This window comes from Asticcacaulis sp., assembly GCF_035497195.1.
Taxonomy (GTDB): Bacteria; Pseudomonadota; Alphaproteobacteria; order Caulobacterales; family Caulobacteraceae; genus Asticcacaulis.
In genome coordinates this window covers 100,852-116,650 of record NZ_DATJDZ010000023.1, presented here as the reverse complement: position 1 = coordinate 116,650, position 15,799 = coordinate 100,852, and the positions used below count along the sequence as shown (strand labels likewise).

The window sequence follows — 15,799 nt, the reverse complement described above, 5'->3', positions numbered from 1 at the left end:
GGTGTGGGGCCAAAGATCGTTTCTTGGGACCCCACATTCCTTTCCTTCCTTTATCTTACCTGCCAATTTGGCGGATAAGATAAAGGAATAAAGACATGGGGCCATAGGCCCCATACCCCGAAACAAAGGGTGCCCATGTCCAACACCAAACTTGCCCTGATCTCCGGCGGCGGCGCTCTGCCGGTCGAGATCGCACGCTATCTGAAGCTCACGCAGCGGCCCTATACAGTCATCCGTATCGATGGCCTGTCCGATGCCGAGCTGAACGACCATCCCGGCCATACGCTCGGCCTGGGCGATTTTGCCCGTCTGTTCGAAATCCTGGCCACAGAGCAGGTGAAAGCCGTGACCATGTGCGGCTATGTTCAGCGACCGGATTTTGATGCCATGCAGAAAGACGGACATCTGCAAAGCATCCAGTCGGCGGGCAGGGGGGGGGATGACTCGCTCCTGCGCCAGGTGGCCAAGGTGATCGCCAGCCAGGGCTACCACATCGAAGGCGCCCACGAGGCCAATCCCGACCTGCTGATCGGTTCCGGTCTGCAAGCCGGGCCTGACCCCTCGCCGGAAGTCATGGAAGACGCACAGGAAGCCATGCGGGTGGCCGCGGCCATCGGCGCGCTCGATATCGGTCAGGCGGTCGTGGTGGCTGGCCGGATCACCCTGGCGGTCGAGGCGCAGGAAGGCACACAGGCCATGTTGGGCCGTATCGCCTCACTGAACCCCGCGCTGCGCGGAACGCTTGCCAATCGCAAGGGGGTTCTCGCCAAGCTCGCCAAGCCCATACAGGACCTGCGTCTGGACATGCCGACCATCGGCCTGCAAACCATCGAGGATGCCGCTAACGCTGGCCTTTGCGGGATCGTGGCGCGCAGCCAGGCCTTGCTGATCGTCGATAAACCGGCGGTCTTCGCCCGCGCCGGCGAACTGGGAGTCTTCATTTATGGCCACGATGAGCACTAAACGCATCATGGTCGTGGCCGCCGAGGCCTCCGGGGACGCTCTGGGTGCGGGCCTGATCGCTGAATTGCGGCGGCAGGCGCCGAATGCAGGCCTGACCTTCTTCGGTGTCGGCGGCGCGCGCATGGCTGAGCAGGGCGTCACCAGCCCGTTCGATATCTCCGAACTGTCCATTCTGGGCCTGCTGGAAGCCGTGAAAGCCTATGGCCGGGTAATGAAGCGCGTCCGCGAAACGGTGGCCTATGCGCAGGCTGAGCGTCCGGATGTGGTCCTGCTGGTCGATTCCTGGGGCTTCACCCTGCGGGTAGCCAATGCGATCCGCAAGGTCATGCCGCACGTCAAACTGATCAAATATGTCGGGCCCCAGGTCTGGGCGGCGCGGCCGGGCCGGGCCAAGACCCTGGCACAATCGGTCGATCTGCTGCTGGCCCTGCATCCGATGGACCCGCCGTTTTTTGAGGCGGCTGGCCTGAAAACCATCGTCGTTGGCAACCCGGCCCTGAGCATCGATTTCAGCGACGCCAATCCGGTTGCATTCCGCAATCGAATTAATCTGGGGAGTGATCCGCTTTTGCTTGTCCTACTTGGCAGTCGTCCGGCGGAGATCAAGCGATTGTCGCCGCTATTTGCGGCAACCATCGCTCGCTTGCGTGTTTCGCATCCGAATGTCAGGCTGGTCATGCCGGTGGCCGATACGGTCCGCGATCTGGTCGAGCGCCGCGTGGCGGAATGGCCGGTCAAGCCGCTGCTGGTCTATGGCGAGGCGGACAAGCATTCGGCCATGCAGGTGGCCACCCTGGCGTTGGCCTGTTCTGGCACCGTCTCGACCGAGCTGGCCCTGGCGGGATGTCCGATGGTCATCGCTTACAAGGTTGAGCCGCTGACCTACTGGATTTACCGGCGCATTTCGACGCTGAAACACGTCACTATGTTCAATATCATGGCCGATAAACGGATCGCGCCGGAGTTCATCCAGAACGAAGCGACGACCGATAATCTGATTAAAGCGTTGGATGAGCGGCTTACCGATAAATCTTTGCGCGACAAACAGATAGTCGAACAGTTTGCCTCACTCGATGCTATGGGGCGCGGTCAGAAACCGCCTGCCGAAAAAGCGGCTCAGGCGGTGTTGGAATTTCTTAATCTTGTGTAATGGGGTTTGGGGCCTGTGGCCCCGAGTCTTCCTCTTTCCAAAGAAAAATCCGGTCCAAGAGACCGGGTTTTTCTTTGGAACAAAACAAGGTTTGTGGGGTTTAGCGATGCAAGAGTATAGCTCTTGCGAGCTATGGGACCCCACGCCCCATTAGCCACGCTGCGAGATCGACACATAATCGCGCGGACCGGAACCGGTGTAAAGCTGGCGCGGACGGCCGATCTTCTGACCCGGATCCTCGATCATTTCCTTCCACTGGGCGATCCAGCCGACGGTGCGCGCCAGGGCGAACAGCACGGTGAACATGGTGGTCGGGAAGCCCATAGCCGACAGGGTGATGCCGGAATAGAAGTCAACGTTCGGGAACAGCTTGCGCTCGATGAAATACTCGTCGTTCAGCGCGATTCTTTCCAGTTCCTTGGCGACCTGGAACAAGGGATCGTTCTTGTCTCCGACAGCTTCCAGAACCTCGTCCGCCGATTGCTTCATGACGGTCGCGCGCGGATCGTAATTCTTGTAAACGCGGTGACCGAAGCCCATCAGCTTGTACTTGCGGGCTTTGACGCCTTCGATGAATTCCGGAATGCGCTCTGGCGTGCCGATTTCCTTCAGCATGTTCAGCGCCTCTTCGTTGGCGCCGCCGTGTGACGGCCCCCACAGGCAGGCGATGCCGGCGGCGATACAGGCAAATGGATTGGCGCCCGACGAGCCGGCCAGGCGGACGGTCGAGGTCGAGGCGTTTTGCTCGTGATCGGCGTGGAGGATGAAGATACGGTCCATCGCCCTAGTCAGGATCGGATTGGGCACATATTCCTCGGCCGGAACGGCGAAGCACATGCGCAGAAAGTTTTCCGAATAGGACAGCTTGTTGAGCGGATGCACGAACGGCTGGCCAAGGCTGTACTTGTAGGCGCGGGCGGCGATAGTGGGCATCTTAGCGATCAGGCGGTGCGCCGAAATTTCGCGCTGCTTCAGGTCATGAATGTCCAGGCTGTCGTGATAGAAGGCCGACAGGGCGCCGACAGCGCCGGTCAGGATGGCCATCGGGTGCGCATCGCGGCGGAAGCCGTTGAAGAATTTATCAAACTGCTCATGCAGCATGGTGTGGCGCGTGATCGAGGTCTCGAAAGGCTCGAACTCGGCGGCCGTCGGCAATTCGCCATGCAGCAACAGATAGCAGGTTTCTAGGAAAGACGAATTTTCCGCCAGTTGCCCGATCGGATAACCGCGGTGCAGCAATACGCCCTGGTCGCCATCGATGAAGGTGATCTTGCTTTCGCAGGACGCCGTGGAGGTGAAGCCCGGATCGTAGGTGAAGGCGTCGGTTTCGGCATATAGCTTGCGGATGTCGATAACGTCCGGTCCAAGCGTGCCCTTCATCACGGGCAGATCGACGGCCTTGCCTTCGAAATTGATTTGGGCGGGGGTGGTTTGGCTCATATTACGCTACCTCGAAATAAGGTTTAGACCGTTTGCCGGTCCTGTGTGCGGCGCACCTAAATCGGCGTCGCGCCTGCTTTACAAACTGTAATCCTAAATGAAAAGGCCCCCTGTTAGGCGAACAAGGGTCTCTTCGCGTCCGATTGAGGCCAAAAGCTTTGAAATATCCGGTGCGGGATGGCCGGCTGACAGGAGACCACGCAGGGCTGGACCAATCTTTCCGAAGCCAATACCTTCATTTTCAACGAATTTTTTCAATTGTCCGTCAATAGAGTCGGCGCTCCAGTCTTCCCACGTCAACACATTTTCGTGAAGACGGTTAAGCCGTGATATTGTTTCTTCGGTCAGAAGTTTTTTCGTTTTTTCGTCCAGAGGCGCCGGGCCTTTCGCCACAGCGAAGTGAACGGCCTCGGCCAATTGCACGATGGTCTGGGCGCGTTCTTTTACCAGGGGAATCGTGCGGGCGAGAATTTCGCGTGTTTGGGGTGTTTCGGCGTGGCCGGTGGCGATCAGTTCGGCGGCGACCAGATCGACCAGGCGCTGGTCATCGGCAACGCGAATCCAGTGAGCGTTGACCGAACCGAGCTTGGCGAAATCGAGCCGCGCCGGCGCCCGGTTGATATCGGCGATATCGAACCACTCGATCGCCTGCTTGTCATCAAAGATTTCATCATCGCCGTGCGACCAGCCAAGACGCGCCAGATAGTTGCGCATGGCTTCGGGCAGGTAGCCCAGGCCCTGGTAATCGCCGACCGCCTGTGCGCCGTGGCGCTTGCTGAGTTTGGCGCCATCGGGGCCGTGGATCAGCGGGATGTGGGCAAAGGTCGGCACGGCCCAGTCCAGCGCCATGTAGATCAGGCTCTGGCGGGCGGCGTTATTCAGGTGATCATCGCCACGAATGACATGGGTGATGCCCATGTCATGATCATCGACCACGACGGCGAGATTGTAGGTAGGGGTGCCGTCGGTGCGCAGCAGGATGAGGTCGTCCATGTCTTTCGTATTGAAAGTAACATCGCCCTGTACGGCGTCCGGCACCACCAGCGCATCGGCCAATGGTCCCTTGAAGCGGATGACATGCGGTTGTTCGCGTTCGGCTTCCGTCGGTGTGCGGTCGCGCCAGGTCGAGCGCAGGGCATGACCGGCTTCTCTGGCTTCTTCACGGGCGATTTCGGTTTCTTCCTGCGTCATGAAACAGGCGTAGGCGCGGCCCCTGGCCACCAGTTCGGCGACGGCCTGTTTGTGGCGCTTTTCGCGGGCGTGCTGAAAGACCACCGTGTCATCCGGCTTGAGGCCCAGCCAGTCCAGCCCTTCGAAAATGGCGTCCACCGCCGCGCGGGTTGAGCGTTCGCGGTCGGTATCTTCGATGCGGATCAGGAACTTGCCGCCGGTGTGTTTGGCATACAGCCAGTTGAACAGGGCCGTGCGCGCGCCGCCGATATGCAGGTAGCCGGTCGGCGAAGGTGCAAAACGTGTCACGACAGCTTGCGGTTTTGATATAGTCATGGTCAGTTAGCCCGGTATTTGGGGGGACGATTTGTGAGCGTCTTATAGCTCTCTTTGCCGGCAACCCAAGTCCTTTGTCGCTGCTTTTTGTTTGTCGCGCAATTTAACCGAAAAGTGGCGGCGGCCACTTTGTCGGATTGCGCTTAAGGGCCTGGCTCATTTGAAATCCGCAATTCTGTTTCTGAAAAGCCGGATGGAAGGTGCGGTGGCCCTGCAAACAGGACGCCTGTTCCTGTGGCTGCCGGTGACGATGGGGGCAGGGGCGGCGATCTATCTCAACCTGTCGTTTGAGCCTGATCTGTGGTGGGTGCTTTTGCCATTGATCATATGCCTCGTGGCGCTTGTATTGGCTCGCCGATATGGCAGCAGCGGGTTGGTCATCAATGTACTGATCCTGCTGATGGCTTTTGCGGTCGGCGCGATGGTCTGCAAACTGCGTACGGAGCACGTCCGCGCGCCGGTTTTGAGTTCTGAGATAAGCAATTATAATCTTCAGGCTTACGTGATTGATGTTGTGTCCCCGAGCGAGGACCAGCCACGGCTTTTGCTGGCACCGATTTCCATGCGTGGGGTCAGTCCGGAGAATACGCCTTTGCGGCTGCGGGTTTCCCTGCGAGCGGGGATGCTGGAGGCGACCGGAATCAAGCCGGGTGACGCCATCTCGACCTTCGCCATTCTCAATCCGCCGCCACCGCCCAATATGCCGGAAGGGTATGACTTCGCCCGCAACGCTTATTTCCAGGGCATCGGCGGCGTCGGGCTGGTACCGGGCGTGCCGAAGATCATTGCGTCGCCGCCGCATGGCTGGCGGCTGGATGCGGTCATGAAGCTCAATCGCCTGCGCTGGTCGATCACCGAACGGTTGGTGCAGACGACCGCGCCGGACTGGAAAAATGGTCGCGCCATTGGTGGTTTTGCGGCAGCGCTGGTGACGGGACATGAGAATTTCATTCCGCATAGCCTGATTCAGGACATGCGCGATTCCGGCCTGGCGCATATCCTGTCGATCTCCGGCGTTCATATGGCGATCGTTGGCGGTTTTATATTCTTTGCCTTGCGGGCGCTGATGGCGTCGATTCCCTGGCTGGCCCTGCACGTGCCGGTCAAGAAATGGGCGGCGGGTCTGAGCATTGTCTGTATTTTGTTGTATCTGGCTTTGTCGGGTTCGCCCGCGCCGGCTGTGCGCTCGGCGGTGGTCGCCTGCGTGGCGTTCGGGGCGATCCTGCTCGACCGGCGTGCCCTGAGTTTGCGCGCTCTGGCGATCGCGGCGATCGTGGTCATTTGTCTGACTCCTGAAGCGGTGATCCAGCCCGGTTTCCAGATGTCCTTCAGTGCCACGGCGGCCTTGCTGGCCCTGGCGGAAAGCCTTAAAAGACCGGTCAGCGAAATCAGCGTGCCGATGTGGGTGAAGGCGATTCAATCAGCCTTGCGCGGGTTGTGGCTGTCTCTGCTGGCCTCGGTGGTCGCTACCGCCGCGACAACGCCCTTCGCCATCGCCTATTTTAATCGTTTCTCGGTCTATGGCCTGTTATCCAACCTGTTCGAGGCGCCAGTGACCGCCTTTCTCGTCATGCCGGCCCTGGCCCTGGGGACGGTGTTCAGCGCCACGCCCCTGGGCGGCGTATGTCTGCGCGTGGCAGGTATGGGGCTGTGGCTGATCGAGCGGATCGCCGCTTTTACGTCGGATCTTCCGCAGGCCGTAATCAACTGGCCGAGCGCGCCGTCGTATGTGCTGGGGATCTCGTTTATCGGCCTGCTTTGGGTTTGTCTGGTGCGTGGCAAGGTGCGCTGGGCCGGTCTTGTGGCGGCGGCGGCTATTTTATGGTGGCCACGCGTGTCGCCGCCGGACATCTGGGGCGATGCCGAAGGCGGTAATGCGGCGATCCGCATGGGCGACAGTGCCTATGTCCTGCGCTCAAAGGTTAGACAGTATGGGTTTCAACAGTGGACGCAACACTATGGTTTGAACGTGCTCGATGAAGCCGTCAGGGACCGAAACTATATCTGCAAGGGTTATGGATGCGTTCCGCTGCCGCAAAACCCTGTCAGGATCGGTTTCTGGTTCAGCAATAAACCACCGAAAGCCGATCGCCTGAGTGAGTTGTGCAAGGCAAGCGATCTGGTGGTTCTGCGTAATCCGGTGGGCGATTGGCCGGTAGAGTGTGCCAGCGTCAATCATATCAGCGCCGGTGATTTTCACACGCTCGGTGCGCTGGAACTGACGCGCACTGAAAAGGGCTGGGCGATCAAGGCCGCCCAGCCCTTAAGGGGTAATCGCTACTGGTCGCGTCCATCGGAGGCCGAAGGCGAGGTCGGTTTCTAAAGTGTTTCAGGAAGCAAGAAACCCCACCACCACATCTTAGCCGCTTCGCGTCTTCGTGCGGTTCCCCTCCCCATCAGAGGTGGGGAGGTACAAGAATATCAATGATACTTGCGCATCAGGCCGACGAGACGGCCCTGAACCTTGACCTGGCCATCATTATATATCTGCGTCTTGTAATTGGGGTTGGCGGCTTCCAAAGCGATGGATGCGCCCTTCTTGCGCAGACGCTTGAGGGTGGCGGTCTCGTCATCGACCAGGGCGACGACAATTTCACCCGATTGCGCTGTGTCAGTTTTGCGGATGACGACATAATCGCCGCTGAGAATGCCGGCATTGATCATCGAATCACCGTCGACTTCCAGAACATAATGCTCGCCGGCGCCCAGCATCGATTCCGGAATGTGCAGGCGATCGCGTTCGTGGCCCATAGCCTCGATCGGCACACCGGCGGCGATCTTGCCCAGCAGGGGCAGTTCGCGGGTATCGTCATTGATGGCTTTCGGGGCTTCGGCTGCCGGCCGGTTGCCTTCAACAACCTGCGGCACAAAAGCCTGACGACCCCGCGGCGGGGCGGAAGTCGTGGCCTGATCCGGCAATTTGATGACTTCCAGCGCCCGCGCCCGGTGCGCCAGTCGACGGATGAAGCCGCGTTCTTCAAGAGCTGTGATCAGCCGGTGGATACCGGATTTGGACGCCAGATCGAGCGCCTCTTTCATTTCATCGAATGAGGGAGAAACGCCGCTTTCCTTGATGCGTTCATGGATGAACATCAGGAGTTCGCGTTGTTTGGTCGTCAGCATGGCAAAACCTCAAGCGTCGCTCGGCCCGCATTTGAATAGCTGCGGGAACAAGTCATGAACCTATGCCTGATGTTCTATATGTGTTCTTGTTAATGTCAAGCTAATGCCAGCAGATTTTTTGTGGCGGCCGTTACATCGCCTTGTTTCATAAGGCTTTCACCGACCAGCATGGCCGTGGCGCCGGTGCGCGCCAGGCGGCGGACGTCAAACGGGGTGAAAATACCGCTTTCGGCCACCAGGATGTGCGTCGGCGTCACCATATGAGCCAGCTCCTCGGTGACGGCCAGATCGACATGAAAATCCCTGAGATTACGGTTGTTTATGCCGATCAGCTTGGACTTCAGCTTAAGTGCGCGCTTCATTTCCTCGGCATTATGCACCTCGACGAGGGCGTCCATACCGTAATGATGGGCGGCATCGATCAGGTCGGATGCAAGCGCATCGTCGATCATCGCCATGATGACAAGAATCGCATCGGCGCCGATGGCGCGCGATTCGGTCACCTGCCAGGTGTCGACCAGGAATTCCTTGCGTATACAGGGCAGGGAGACGGCTGAGCGCGCCGACTGGAAGTGTGATTCGTGGCCCATGAAGCTCGGGTTGTCAGTCAGGATCGACAGGCAACTTGCGCCGCCGGCCTCATAGCATTGCGCCAGGAAGTTCGGGTCGAAATCTTCACGGATCAGCCCCTTGGACGGACTGGCTTTTTTGATTTCGGCGATCAGGGACAGGCTGTTGGGCTGCTTGTTGGCCACCAGCGCCTTGGCGAAGCCGCGCGCAGGACCGGCAGCGGCGATCTGGGATTCGAGATTGTCCAGCGTGGTATTGACGCGGCGCGTCGCCACATCCTCGCGTTTATAGGTGGCGATCTTGTCAAGAATATCCAGCATATCGTCTCCTTTTGGTTCAGTCATCTCTATCCTAACACGCCGCGCGGTTATGCGGGATCAACAGTTGCGTTATGAGGCCTTGGTGGTGGCGATCAGCGTGTCGAGCGCGCCTTTTGCCCGGCCGTCATCGATGACCTCGGCGGCCAGTTCGACGCCTTCGCGCAAGGTTTCCACGGTGTCGGCCACCAGAAACGCCGCCGCCGCATTGAGCATGACGATATCGCGGTAGGCGCTTTTCTTGCCGTCGAGCAGGGCGGACAGTTCAGCCGCGTTGTATTCAGGTGCGCCGCCAGTGATATCGGCCAGGGCCGCACGCGGCAGGCCGACGGCTTCCGGCGTGATCTTGAACAGGCGGACAAAGCCGTCACGCCATTCGGCGACATCGGTTTCACCGGTCGTGGTCAGTTCATCGAGGCCGGAACCATGCACCGACCAGGCCTTGACCGCGCCAAGTTGACCCAGCGCCTGGGCGATCGGTTCGACGAAGCGCGGCGACGGCACACCGACCACCTGACGCCTGGCGCCGGCAGGGTTGCTAAGGGGGCCGAGGAGGTTGAAGATCGTGCGGAAGCCCAGTTGCTGGCGGATCGGCGAAACATGCTTCATCGCGCCGTGATGTGACTGAGCAAACATGAAGCAGATTCCGGCCTCGTCGAGCGCCTTGCGCTGCTGTTCGAGTGTCGCTTCCAGATTGACGCCCAGCGCCGCCAGCACATCGGCGGTGCCGGATTTTGAGGTGATGGCGCGGTTGCCGTGCTTGGCGACTTTCAATCCACCACCGGCCGCGACGAAACCCACCGCCGTGGAGATATTGAGGGTATGCAGGCCATCACCGCCGGTGCCACAAACATCGATGACGTCATAGGGATGATCGAGATGGATGGCGGCCTTGCGCATGGCGCGGGCGCAGGCGACAATTTCGCCGACCGTTTCGCCGCGAATACGAATGGCGGTCACCGCCGCGGCCACCTGGGCCGGCGTCGGTTCGCCGCGCAGGCAGGCGGAAAAGAACTGTTCGGCGTCTTCCTCGTTGAGGTTTTGCCCTTCGGCGAGCTTTGCCAGCAGCGGCTTGAAGGCGTCAGACATAGAGATTGTGGCTTTCGATACCGGCGAGGTCGAGGAAATTGGCGAGCAGTTGGTGGCCACCTTCTGTGGCGATCGATTCCGGGTGGAACTGGACGCCGTGAATCGGCCGGGTCTTGTGCTGCACGCCCATGATTTCGCCGTCTTCGGTCCAGGCGGTGATTTCCAGATCGGCGGGCAGGGTTTCCTTTTTGATGGCCAGCGAATGGTAACGTGTCGCTGTAAAAGGATTGGGCAAGTCTTTGAAGATGCCGGTATTATTGTGATGTATCTGGCTGGTTTTGCCGTGCATCAGGGTCTTGGCGCGGATCACGTCGCCGCCATAGGCCTGACCGATGGATTGATGGCCGAGGCAGACGCCCAGTACCGGCATGTCTTCCGGCGCGGCGCGTAAAAGCGGCAGGCAGATGCCGGCCTGATCGGGCGCGCAGGGGCCGGGCGATAGCAGTATCGCTTTCGGCGCCAGGGCCAGGGCGTCCTGAACGCTCAGGGCGTCATTACGATAGACCTGCGTCTCCGCGCCCAGTTCCGCGAGGTAATGGACGAGATTGTAGGTAAAGCTGTCGTAATTATCGATAACCAGGATCATCGGAAGGCTCCATTTGCGCAGCGTATGTAAGCAAAAGCGCCAGTGTTTCCAAGCGTAAACATCAGAAGACTTTTGTGTCGTGGCAAATATGCCTAATCTGGAAGCATGGAAACGATTCGCGATGAGCGTCTGGGTGCGGCGCTGGGGTTATTGCAAAAGCCGCGAAACGGCCGGCCCGGCTATGTGCCCCTGCTGGCGGGCTGCGCTTTCATCGGCGCCGTGACGTTTCTCGCCTATGTCGTCACGAAAGCGCCGGTTCCGATTAAGGCTGCGCCGGTAAAGACCGAGACGACACAGACTGCGCCCGTCAACAAGGTGGATTTTGAGTTGTCCGGCAGCGCCGCCGCGGAACCGCCGGTCACTGACGCTGTTCTTCTCGGCGCCGAACAGTCGCGCTAGTTCTGCTGGTAATTGTAGCGCCAGGCGTCCTGGGCAGCCTTGATGAGCGCGCCCGCCTTGTGGCAGGTTTCCTCATATTCGGTCTGCGGCACGCTGTCGGCCACCACACCGGCGCCGGCCTGGACATAGATCATCCGGTCCTTGAACAGGGCCGTACGCAGGACGATACAGATATCGACGCTGCCGCCGCTCGAAATATAGCCCGCGCCGCCGCCGTACAGCACGCCGCGCTTTACCGATTCCAGCTCGTCGATGATCTCCATCGCGCGGACCTTTGGCGCACCGGAGAGCGTGCCGGCGGGCAAGGCGGCCAGCAGGGCGTCCACCGCGTCGATATCATCCGGCGCATCGCCTTCGACATTCGAGACGATGTGCATGACGTGGCTGTAGCGCTCGATGACGAACTTTTCAGTCACGCGCACACTGGCCGGTTTGGCGATGCGGCCGACATCGTTGCGGCCGAGATCGAGCAGCATCAGGTGTTCGGACAGTTCCTTGGGATCGGCCAGCAGTTCCTCTTCCAGCGCCTTGTCCTGTTCCGGCGTCTTGCCGCGCGGACGGGTGCCGGCGATCGGACGGATGGTCAGCTTGCCGTCGCGCACCCGCACCAGGATTTCCGGTGAGGAACCGGCCAACTGGAAGTCGCCGAAGTTCAGGTAATAGAGATAGGGCGACGGGTTGTGGCGGCGCAAGGAGCGGTAGAACGAGAACGGATCGAGATTGAACGGCGCCTCGAAGCGGTGACTCGGTACGACCTGAAAGATATCACCGGCGGCGATATATTCTTTTGACGCCTCGACCATGCGGCCGTAATCGAGCGCCGAGGTCGGCGACATCAACGGTTCCTGACGGTGATCAATCGCCGTCGGCTGGGCGGCCAGCGGCACGCGCAAATCGGACTCGACGGCATCAAGGCGACCAAGCGCCGCGCTGTAGGCGTCCTGTGCCGACTTATCATCCGGCCAGACGGGGCTGGCCAGCAGGATTTCATGCGCCACATTGTCGAAGACGCAGATCACCGACGGACGCACCAGACAGGCGTCCGGCAGGCTGAGCGGGTCGGGATTGGCGGCGCCGAGCGGTTCCATCAGGCGGATCATGTCATAGCCGAAGACGCCGAACAGGCCGGAGACCATCGGCGGCAGGCCTTCGGGGATATCCATGCGGTTGGCGGCGACGAGCGCGCGCAGGGAGTCGAGCGTCGGCCTGGTTTCCGGTGTATAGGTGGCTTTGGCGATATCGCCGCCGGTCGCCAGTTCGGCCTTCTCACCGAAACAGCGCCACACCAGATCAGGCGACAGGGTGATTATCGAGTAACGGCCGGAAAGAGCGCCGCCTTCGACCGATTCGAACAGGAAGGAATAGGGGCGGTTGCGCGACAGCTTGAGATAGGCCGAAACCGGCGTTTCCAGGTCGTCGATCAGCTTACGGCAAACGATATAGGGCTTGCCGGCTTCATAGGCTTTTGTAAAGGCGCCTTCGCTGGCGGCTAAGGTCACGGCCTCTCCGATCACTTCAGTTTCGTTTCAGTCTTGATCGTCTTCGGGTCCGGCGGGGTGACGCCGAGGGCCACGATGGCGACATTGGGGTAGATCTGCGTCTTGACGACCGTGCGGGCGTCATTGCGCGTGGTCAGGGCGATGTCGCGCTGGATGCTTTGCGTCATCTGGCCGCGGATGGCGGTGGCCATCGCATTGGCCTGCTGCGCATCGGCCTGATGGATCGCATCGATATGGCCGATGGCGATATTGACCTGATTGAGCGGCGCGGTGAAATTCTCACCGGCCTGACCGCCGAAGATGCGACCGGCCAGGGCCTGCGGCAGACCGGACTGCTGGATCATGGCGCGGTTGAGACCATTCAGCGGCTTGATCGGGGCATTGAGGCTGGCGGCGACGGCGGCGAAGGTTTCACCCTTCTTCAGGCGCGCCAGGGCTTCATCGGCCTTGGCCTGGACAGCGCTCGTGACCTTTTCGGCCATCCAGTACTGCGCCAGTTCCCCCTTGATCTGGGCGAGCGGCGGCGCGCCGGCAGGCTTCACGGCGTCGAGACGGACGGCGAAATACTGACCTTCGCCCAGTTCTTCGACATCGGAAGCTGAACCGGCGGAGGGCAGGTCGTAGATGGCCTTCACCAGCGAGGCGAATTTCGAGTAGTTGGCCTGCGGGTTGTTGGTCTGGCCCTGTACGGTCATGGGTTCGAGCTTGACGACGGTCAGGCCCAGTTCCTTGGCCGTGGCGTCGAAATCCTTGCCGGCGCGGATGGCGTCGGAGAAGGCGTTGGAGTCCTTGTTGACGCGGTTGGCGGCCTGTTCCTTGACGTATTCCTGCGCCAGTTCGGCATGGACGCTTTCATAGGATGGCGTGGCGCCGGTTTTGATGTCGCCCATCCTGATCACCGCGTAGCCGAGTTCGCCCTGGATGGCGCCGGAAACCTCACCGGTTTTCAGGCCGAAAGCGGCGGCGGCGATCTTGGCGTCAGGCACGGCGCTCTGCGGTTTCTGGTCGTAGGTGATGACCTGACCCTTGTGCGCCTTGGCGGCGGCTTCCGGCGTCTGGCCGCTTTTCAGGGCGGCGGAAATGGCGTTGGCGTCATTCGCGGATTGCGTCGTCACTTGCACGAAGGAGCGCGTTTCGGGGGTCGCCAGGGTTTTCAGGCGGGCGTCGTAAAGCTTGCGTACTTCGGCTTCGTCGATAGAGATCGATTTCAGGTAGTTATTCGGATCGAAGCGCACGATCGAAGCCTGACGCAGTTCCGGCATCTGCAATTGCTGGAGGCGTGAATTGTAGAAGTCGGTCAGGTCCTTGTCAGTGGGCGGCGCCGGCATGGTGATGTTTTTTTCGTTGATGACGAAAATGCTGGCGTCGCGGTTTTGCAGGGTCATGGCGGCTTGCGAGGCGGCGTAGATGCGCGGCGCCTTGAAGCCGGCGACGGCGGCGGTGATATATTGCTGGCTGGCGATATCGTCGGCGATGCTGTCTTCCAGTTGCTTTTCGGTCATCTGGTTGCGCGCCAGCATGTTGCGGTAGGTGTCCTTGTCGAAGCGGCCGGTCACGCTGTTGAAAAAGGCCGGGATCTTGGCGATTTCGGCGACGATCATCTTGGCGGACGGCTTCACGCCGAGCGAATCAAGCCAGGCCGAAAACGCCGTCTGGTCGGCCATTTCGTTCAGCATACGGACATGATCGCCATTTTCCACGAAGGCGTCATTGCTCAGGGTTTCGCCCTGATGCTGGTCCGGATAGCTCTGTTTGTAGCTCTCGAACTGCGTCTTGAATTGCGTGGCGGTGACCGTGCGGTCTCCGGCGGTGACCACATTGTCGCCGCCCATCTTGCCGAAGAGGTCCTGCATACCGAAAATGGCGAACGAGGCGACCAGCAGCACCATCAGGCCTTTAAAAATCCAGGATTTGGTGAATTCTCGGAAGAGGGTAATCATCGTTATATCTATCCTGTGGACGAGGCTGGAAAGGGCTTCGCAAGTCGCAGTCAGCCGTAAGGCCGCCATATGTGGCTGTGTCTTACGGCACGAATAAGGCTGTTACAAAGGGAATTTATTCGTTTCAAGGATTTTCTTGCCGGGCTGCGTTTGAAGTTTCGCTTGGCTTGCGGGTATCGGGCAGTCTATGTTTTGCGCAGGCATCGCCCTGACGCCGGACAGTCGCTCACCAGAAGCGCCGCCGGAATAACTCAGGGAGGCGATGGCAAAAATCAAAACCAACATAAGACGAAATAATGCCACATCGACATCTTATCGCGGGCAACTGGAAAATGAACGGGGTCAAGGCCTCGCTCAAGGTTGCCGAAGCAATCGCCGCGCAAAGCCGAAGCCACTCGGCGCGCGTGGCCCTTTTTCCGCCTGCCACCCTTTTGCCGCTTATGGCCGATGTCCTGAAAGGGACGGATATCGCGCTCGGCGGGCAGGATTGCCACCATGCCGATTCCGGGGCCTATACCGGCGATATCTCGGCCGCCATGCTGAAGGACGCCGGCGCTTCAATGGTCATCCTCGGCCATTCCGAGCGCCGTCATGGCCATCTGGAGCCATGCGCGCTGGTGGCCCGCAAGGTTCAGGCGGCGCTGCGGGCCGGGCTTGAACCGATCATCTGCATCGGAGAAACGCTCGATCAGCGCCAGGGCGGGCTGACGATTCCCGTCTTGTCGCGCCAGTTGGCCGACAGCCTGCCGGAAGACCTCAAGGGGCAGGCGTTCCAGGTGTCGTATGAACCGGTCTGGGCGATCGGCACGGGGCTTGTGGCCACTGATACGCAGATTCTCGAAGCCTTTGCGTTGATCCGCAGGCATCTCGATCAGCGATTCGGCGCAGGCGTCGCGCCGCACCTGCTTTACGGCGGCTCGGTCAAGGCGTCGAACGCCGGGCAGTTGCTGGCGCTGGAAGGGGTAGGGGGCGCGCTGGTTGGCGGCGCGTCGCTGAGCGTCGAGGACTTCATGCCCATCATCGCTGCGGCCGACACCGCGCCGGTATGATGAATATATATGGAAGGGCTTGCAATTGTCCGCGTCCATCATATTTCTGGTGCGCAAACCTGCCTTGCCCTATGGCCATTCGCGCGAAGGGATGCTAAGGGCGTGCAACTTCCTGCTGCAGCGTCCCGACAGCGGGCGCTTATCCGTGATTGAGAATATAAAGACCTG

14 protein-coding genes are annotated in these 15,799 nt (G+C 60.2%); 5 read left to right on the top strand and 9 right to left on the bottom strand.

Going from position 1 to position 15,799, the window contains the following annotated elements; genetic code table 11:
- Window positions 1-135 precede the first annotated feature (135 nt).
- Window positions 136-963 (top strand): LpxI family protein, encoded by an 828-nt coding sequence (locus tag VL130_RS15080; RefSeq protein ID WP_325363968.1) that lies wholly within the window; start codon window positions 136-138, stop codon window positions 961-963.
- The gene (lpxB, locus tag VL130_RS15075) at window positions 944-2,113 is read left to right on the top strand and encodes a lipid-A-disaccharide synthase (protein ID WP_325363966.1); all 1,170 of its coding nucleotides are present in this window, start codon (window positions 944-946) and stop codon (window positions 2,111-2,113) included. The genes VL130_RS15080 and lpxB overlap by 20 nt, the downstream gene beginning before the upstream one ends.
- 150 nt (window positions 2,114-2,263) lie before the next feature.
- Here the strand turns inward: lpxB and gltA are convergent, their stop codons facing one another.
- Window positions 2,264-3,553 carry a citrate synthase gene (gltA, locus tag VL130_RS15070; protein ID WP_325363964.1) on the bottom strand — a complete coding sequence of 430 codons (1,290 nt, stop codon included), beginning with the start codon at window positions 3,551-3,553 and terminating at the stop codon, window positions 2,264-2,266.
- Window positions 3,554-3,646: 93 nt separating this feature from the next.
- A complete protein-coding gene (gene gltX, locus VL130_RS15065) occupies window positions 3,647-5,059 on the bottom strand; it encodes a glutamate--tRNA ligase (protein ID WP_325363962.1) in 1,413 nt (470 codons plus the stop codon).
- 160 nt (window positions 5,060-5,219) lie between these two features.
- On the opposite strand from gltX, the gene VL130_RS15060 reads away from it, so the two are divergent.
- Complete coding sequence (locus VL130_RS15060; protein WP_325363960.1) at window positions 5,220-7,382, top strand: ComEC/Rec2 family competence protein; 2,163 nt, start codon at window positions 5,220-5,222, stop codon at window positions 7,380-7,382.
- Between the two features lie 98 nt (window positions 7,383-7,480).
- Here the strand turns inward: VL130_RS15060 and lexA are convergent, their stop codons facing one another.
- From lexA to VL130_RS15040, 4 genes are all read right to left on the bottom strand, one after another.
- A complete protein-coding gene (gene lexA / locus VL130_RS15055; protein WP_325363958.1) occupies window positions 7,481-8,182 on the bottom strand; it encodes a transcriptional repressor LexA in 702 nt (233 codons plus the stop codon).
- 95 nt (window positions 8,183-8,277) lie between these two features.
- Entirely contained in the window at window positions 8,278-9,072 is a 795-nt protein-coding gene (trpC, locus tag VL130_RS15050) for an indole-3-glycerol phosphate synthase TrpC (protein WP_325363956.1), read from the bottom strand.
- A 69-nt stretch (window positions 9,073-9,141) separates the two neighbouring features.
- Window positions 9,142-10,158, bottom strand: coding sequence for an anthranilate phosphoribosyltransferase (gene trpD, locus VL130_RS15045; RefSeq protein WP_325363954.1), 1,017 nt, complete (start codon window positions 10,156-10,158; stop codon window positions 9,142-9,144).
- Window positions 10,151-10,744 carry an aminodeoxychorismate/anthranilate synthase component II gene (locus VL130_RS15040; RefSeq protein WP_325363952.1) on the bottom strand — a complete coding sequence of 198 codons (594 nt, stop codon included), beginning with the start codon at window positions 10,742-10,744 and terminating at the stop codon, window positions 10,151-10,153. The genes trpD and VL130_RS15040 overlap by 8 nt, the downstream gene beginning before the upstream one ends.
- Before the next feature lie 105 nt (window positions 10,745-10,849).
- Here VL130_RS15040 and VL130_RS15035 point away from each other — a divergent pair, with 105 nt between their 5' ends.
- Complete coding sequence (locus VL130_RS15035) at window positions 10,850-11,143, top strand: hypothetical protein (protein ID WP_325363950.1); 294 nt, start codon at window positions 10,850-10,852, stop codon at window positions 11,141-11,143.
- Here the strand turns inward: VL130_RS15035 and trpE are convergent.
- From trpE to VL130_RS15020, 3 genes are all read right to left on the bottom strand, one after another.
- Window positions 11,140-12,642, bottom strand: coding sequence for an anthranilate synthase component I (gene trpE / locus VL130_RS15030; protein ID WP_325363948.1), 1,503 nt, complete (start codon window positions 12,640-12,642; stop codon window positions 11,140-11,142). The genes VL130_RS15035 and trpE overlap by 4 nt on opposite strands.
- 11 nt (window positions 12,643-12,653) lie before the next feature.
- A complete protein-coding gene (locus VL130_RS15025; protein WP_325363946.1) occupies window positions 12,654-14,582 on the bottom strand; it encodes a peptidylprolyl isomerase in 1,929 nt (642 codons plus the stop codon).
- A 102-nt stretch (window positions 14,583-14,684) separates the two neighbouring features.
- The gene (locus VL130_RS15020; protein WP_325363944.1) at window positions 14,685-14,885 is read right to left on the bottom strand and encodes a hypothetical protein; all 201 of its coding nucleotides are present in this window, start codon (window positions 14,883-14,885) and stop codon (window positions 14,685-14,687) included.
- On the opposite strand from VL130_RS15020, the gene tpiA reads away from it, so the two are divergent.
- Window positions 14,879-15,631, top strand: coding sequence for a triose-phosphate isomerase (tpiA, locus tag VL130_RS15015; protein WP_325363942.1), 753 nt, complete (start codon window positions 14,879-14,881; stop codon window positions 15,629-15,631). The two genes, VL130_RS15020 and tpiA, sit on opposite strands and share 7 nt — an antisense overlap.
- Window positions 15,632-15,799: the final 168 nt, after the last annotated feature.

Coding starts and splice junctions, on each gene's coding strand:
- trpC (WP_325363956.1), bottom strand. CDS start 9,072: ATGCTGGATATTCTTGACAAGATCGCCACCTATAAACGCGAGGATGTG.
- lexA (WP_325363958.1), bottom strand. CDS start 8,182: ATGCTGACGACCAAACAACGCGAACTCCTGATGTTCATCCATGAACGC.
- tpiA (WP_325363942.1), top strand. CDS start 14,879: ATGCCACATCGACATCTTATCGCGGGCAACTGGAAAATGAACGGGGTC.
- gltX (WP_325363962.1), bottom strand. CDS start 5,059: ATGACTATATCAAAACCGCAAGCTGTCGTGACACGTTTTGCACCTTCG.
- VL130_RS15080 (WP_325363968.1), top strand. CDS start 136: ATGTCCAACACCAAACTTGCCCTGATCTCCGGCGGCGGCGCTCTGCCG.
- VL130_RS15025 (WP_325363946.1), bottom strand. CDS start 14,582: ATGATTACCCTCTTCCGAGAATTCACCAAATCCTGGATTTTTAAAGGC.
- gltA (WP_325363964.1), bottom strand. CDS start 3,553: ATGAGCCAAACCACCCCCGCCCAAATCAATTTCGAAGGCAAGGCCGTC.
- VL130_RS15040 (WP_325363952.1), bottom strand. CDS start 10,744: ATGATCCTGGTTATCGATAATTACGACAGCTTTACCTACAATCTCGTC.
- trpD (WP_325363954.1), bottom strand. CDS start 10,158: ATGTCTGACGCCTTCAAGCCGCTGCTGGCAAAGCTCGCCGAAGGGCAA.
- VL130_RS15035 (WP_325363950.1), top strand. CDS start 10,850: ATGGAAACGATTCGCGATGAGCGTCTGGGTGCGGCGCTGGGGTTATTG.
- lpxB (WP_325363966.1), top strand. CDS start 944: ATGGCCACGATGAGCACTAAACGCATCATGGTCGTGGCCGCCGAGGCC.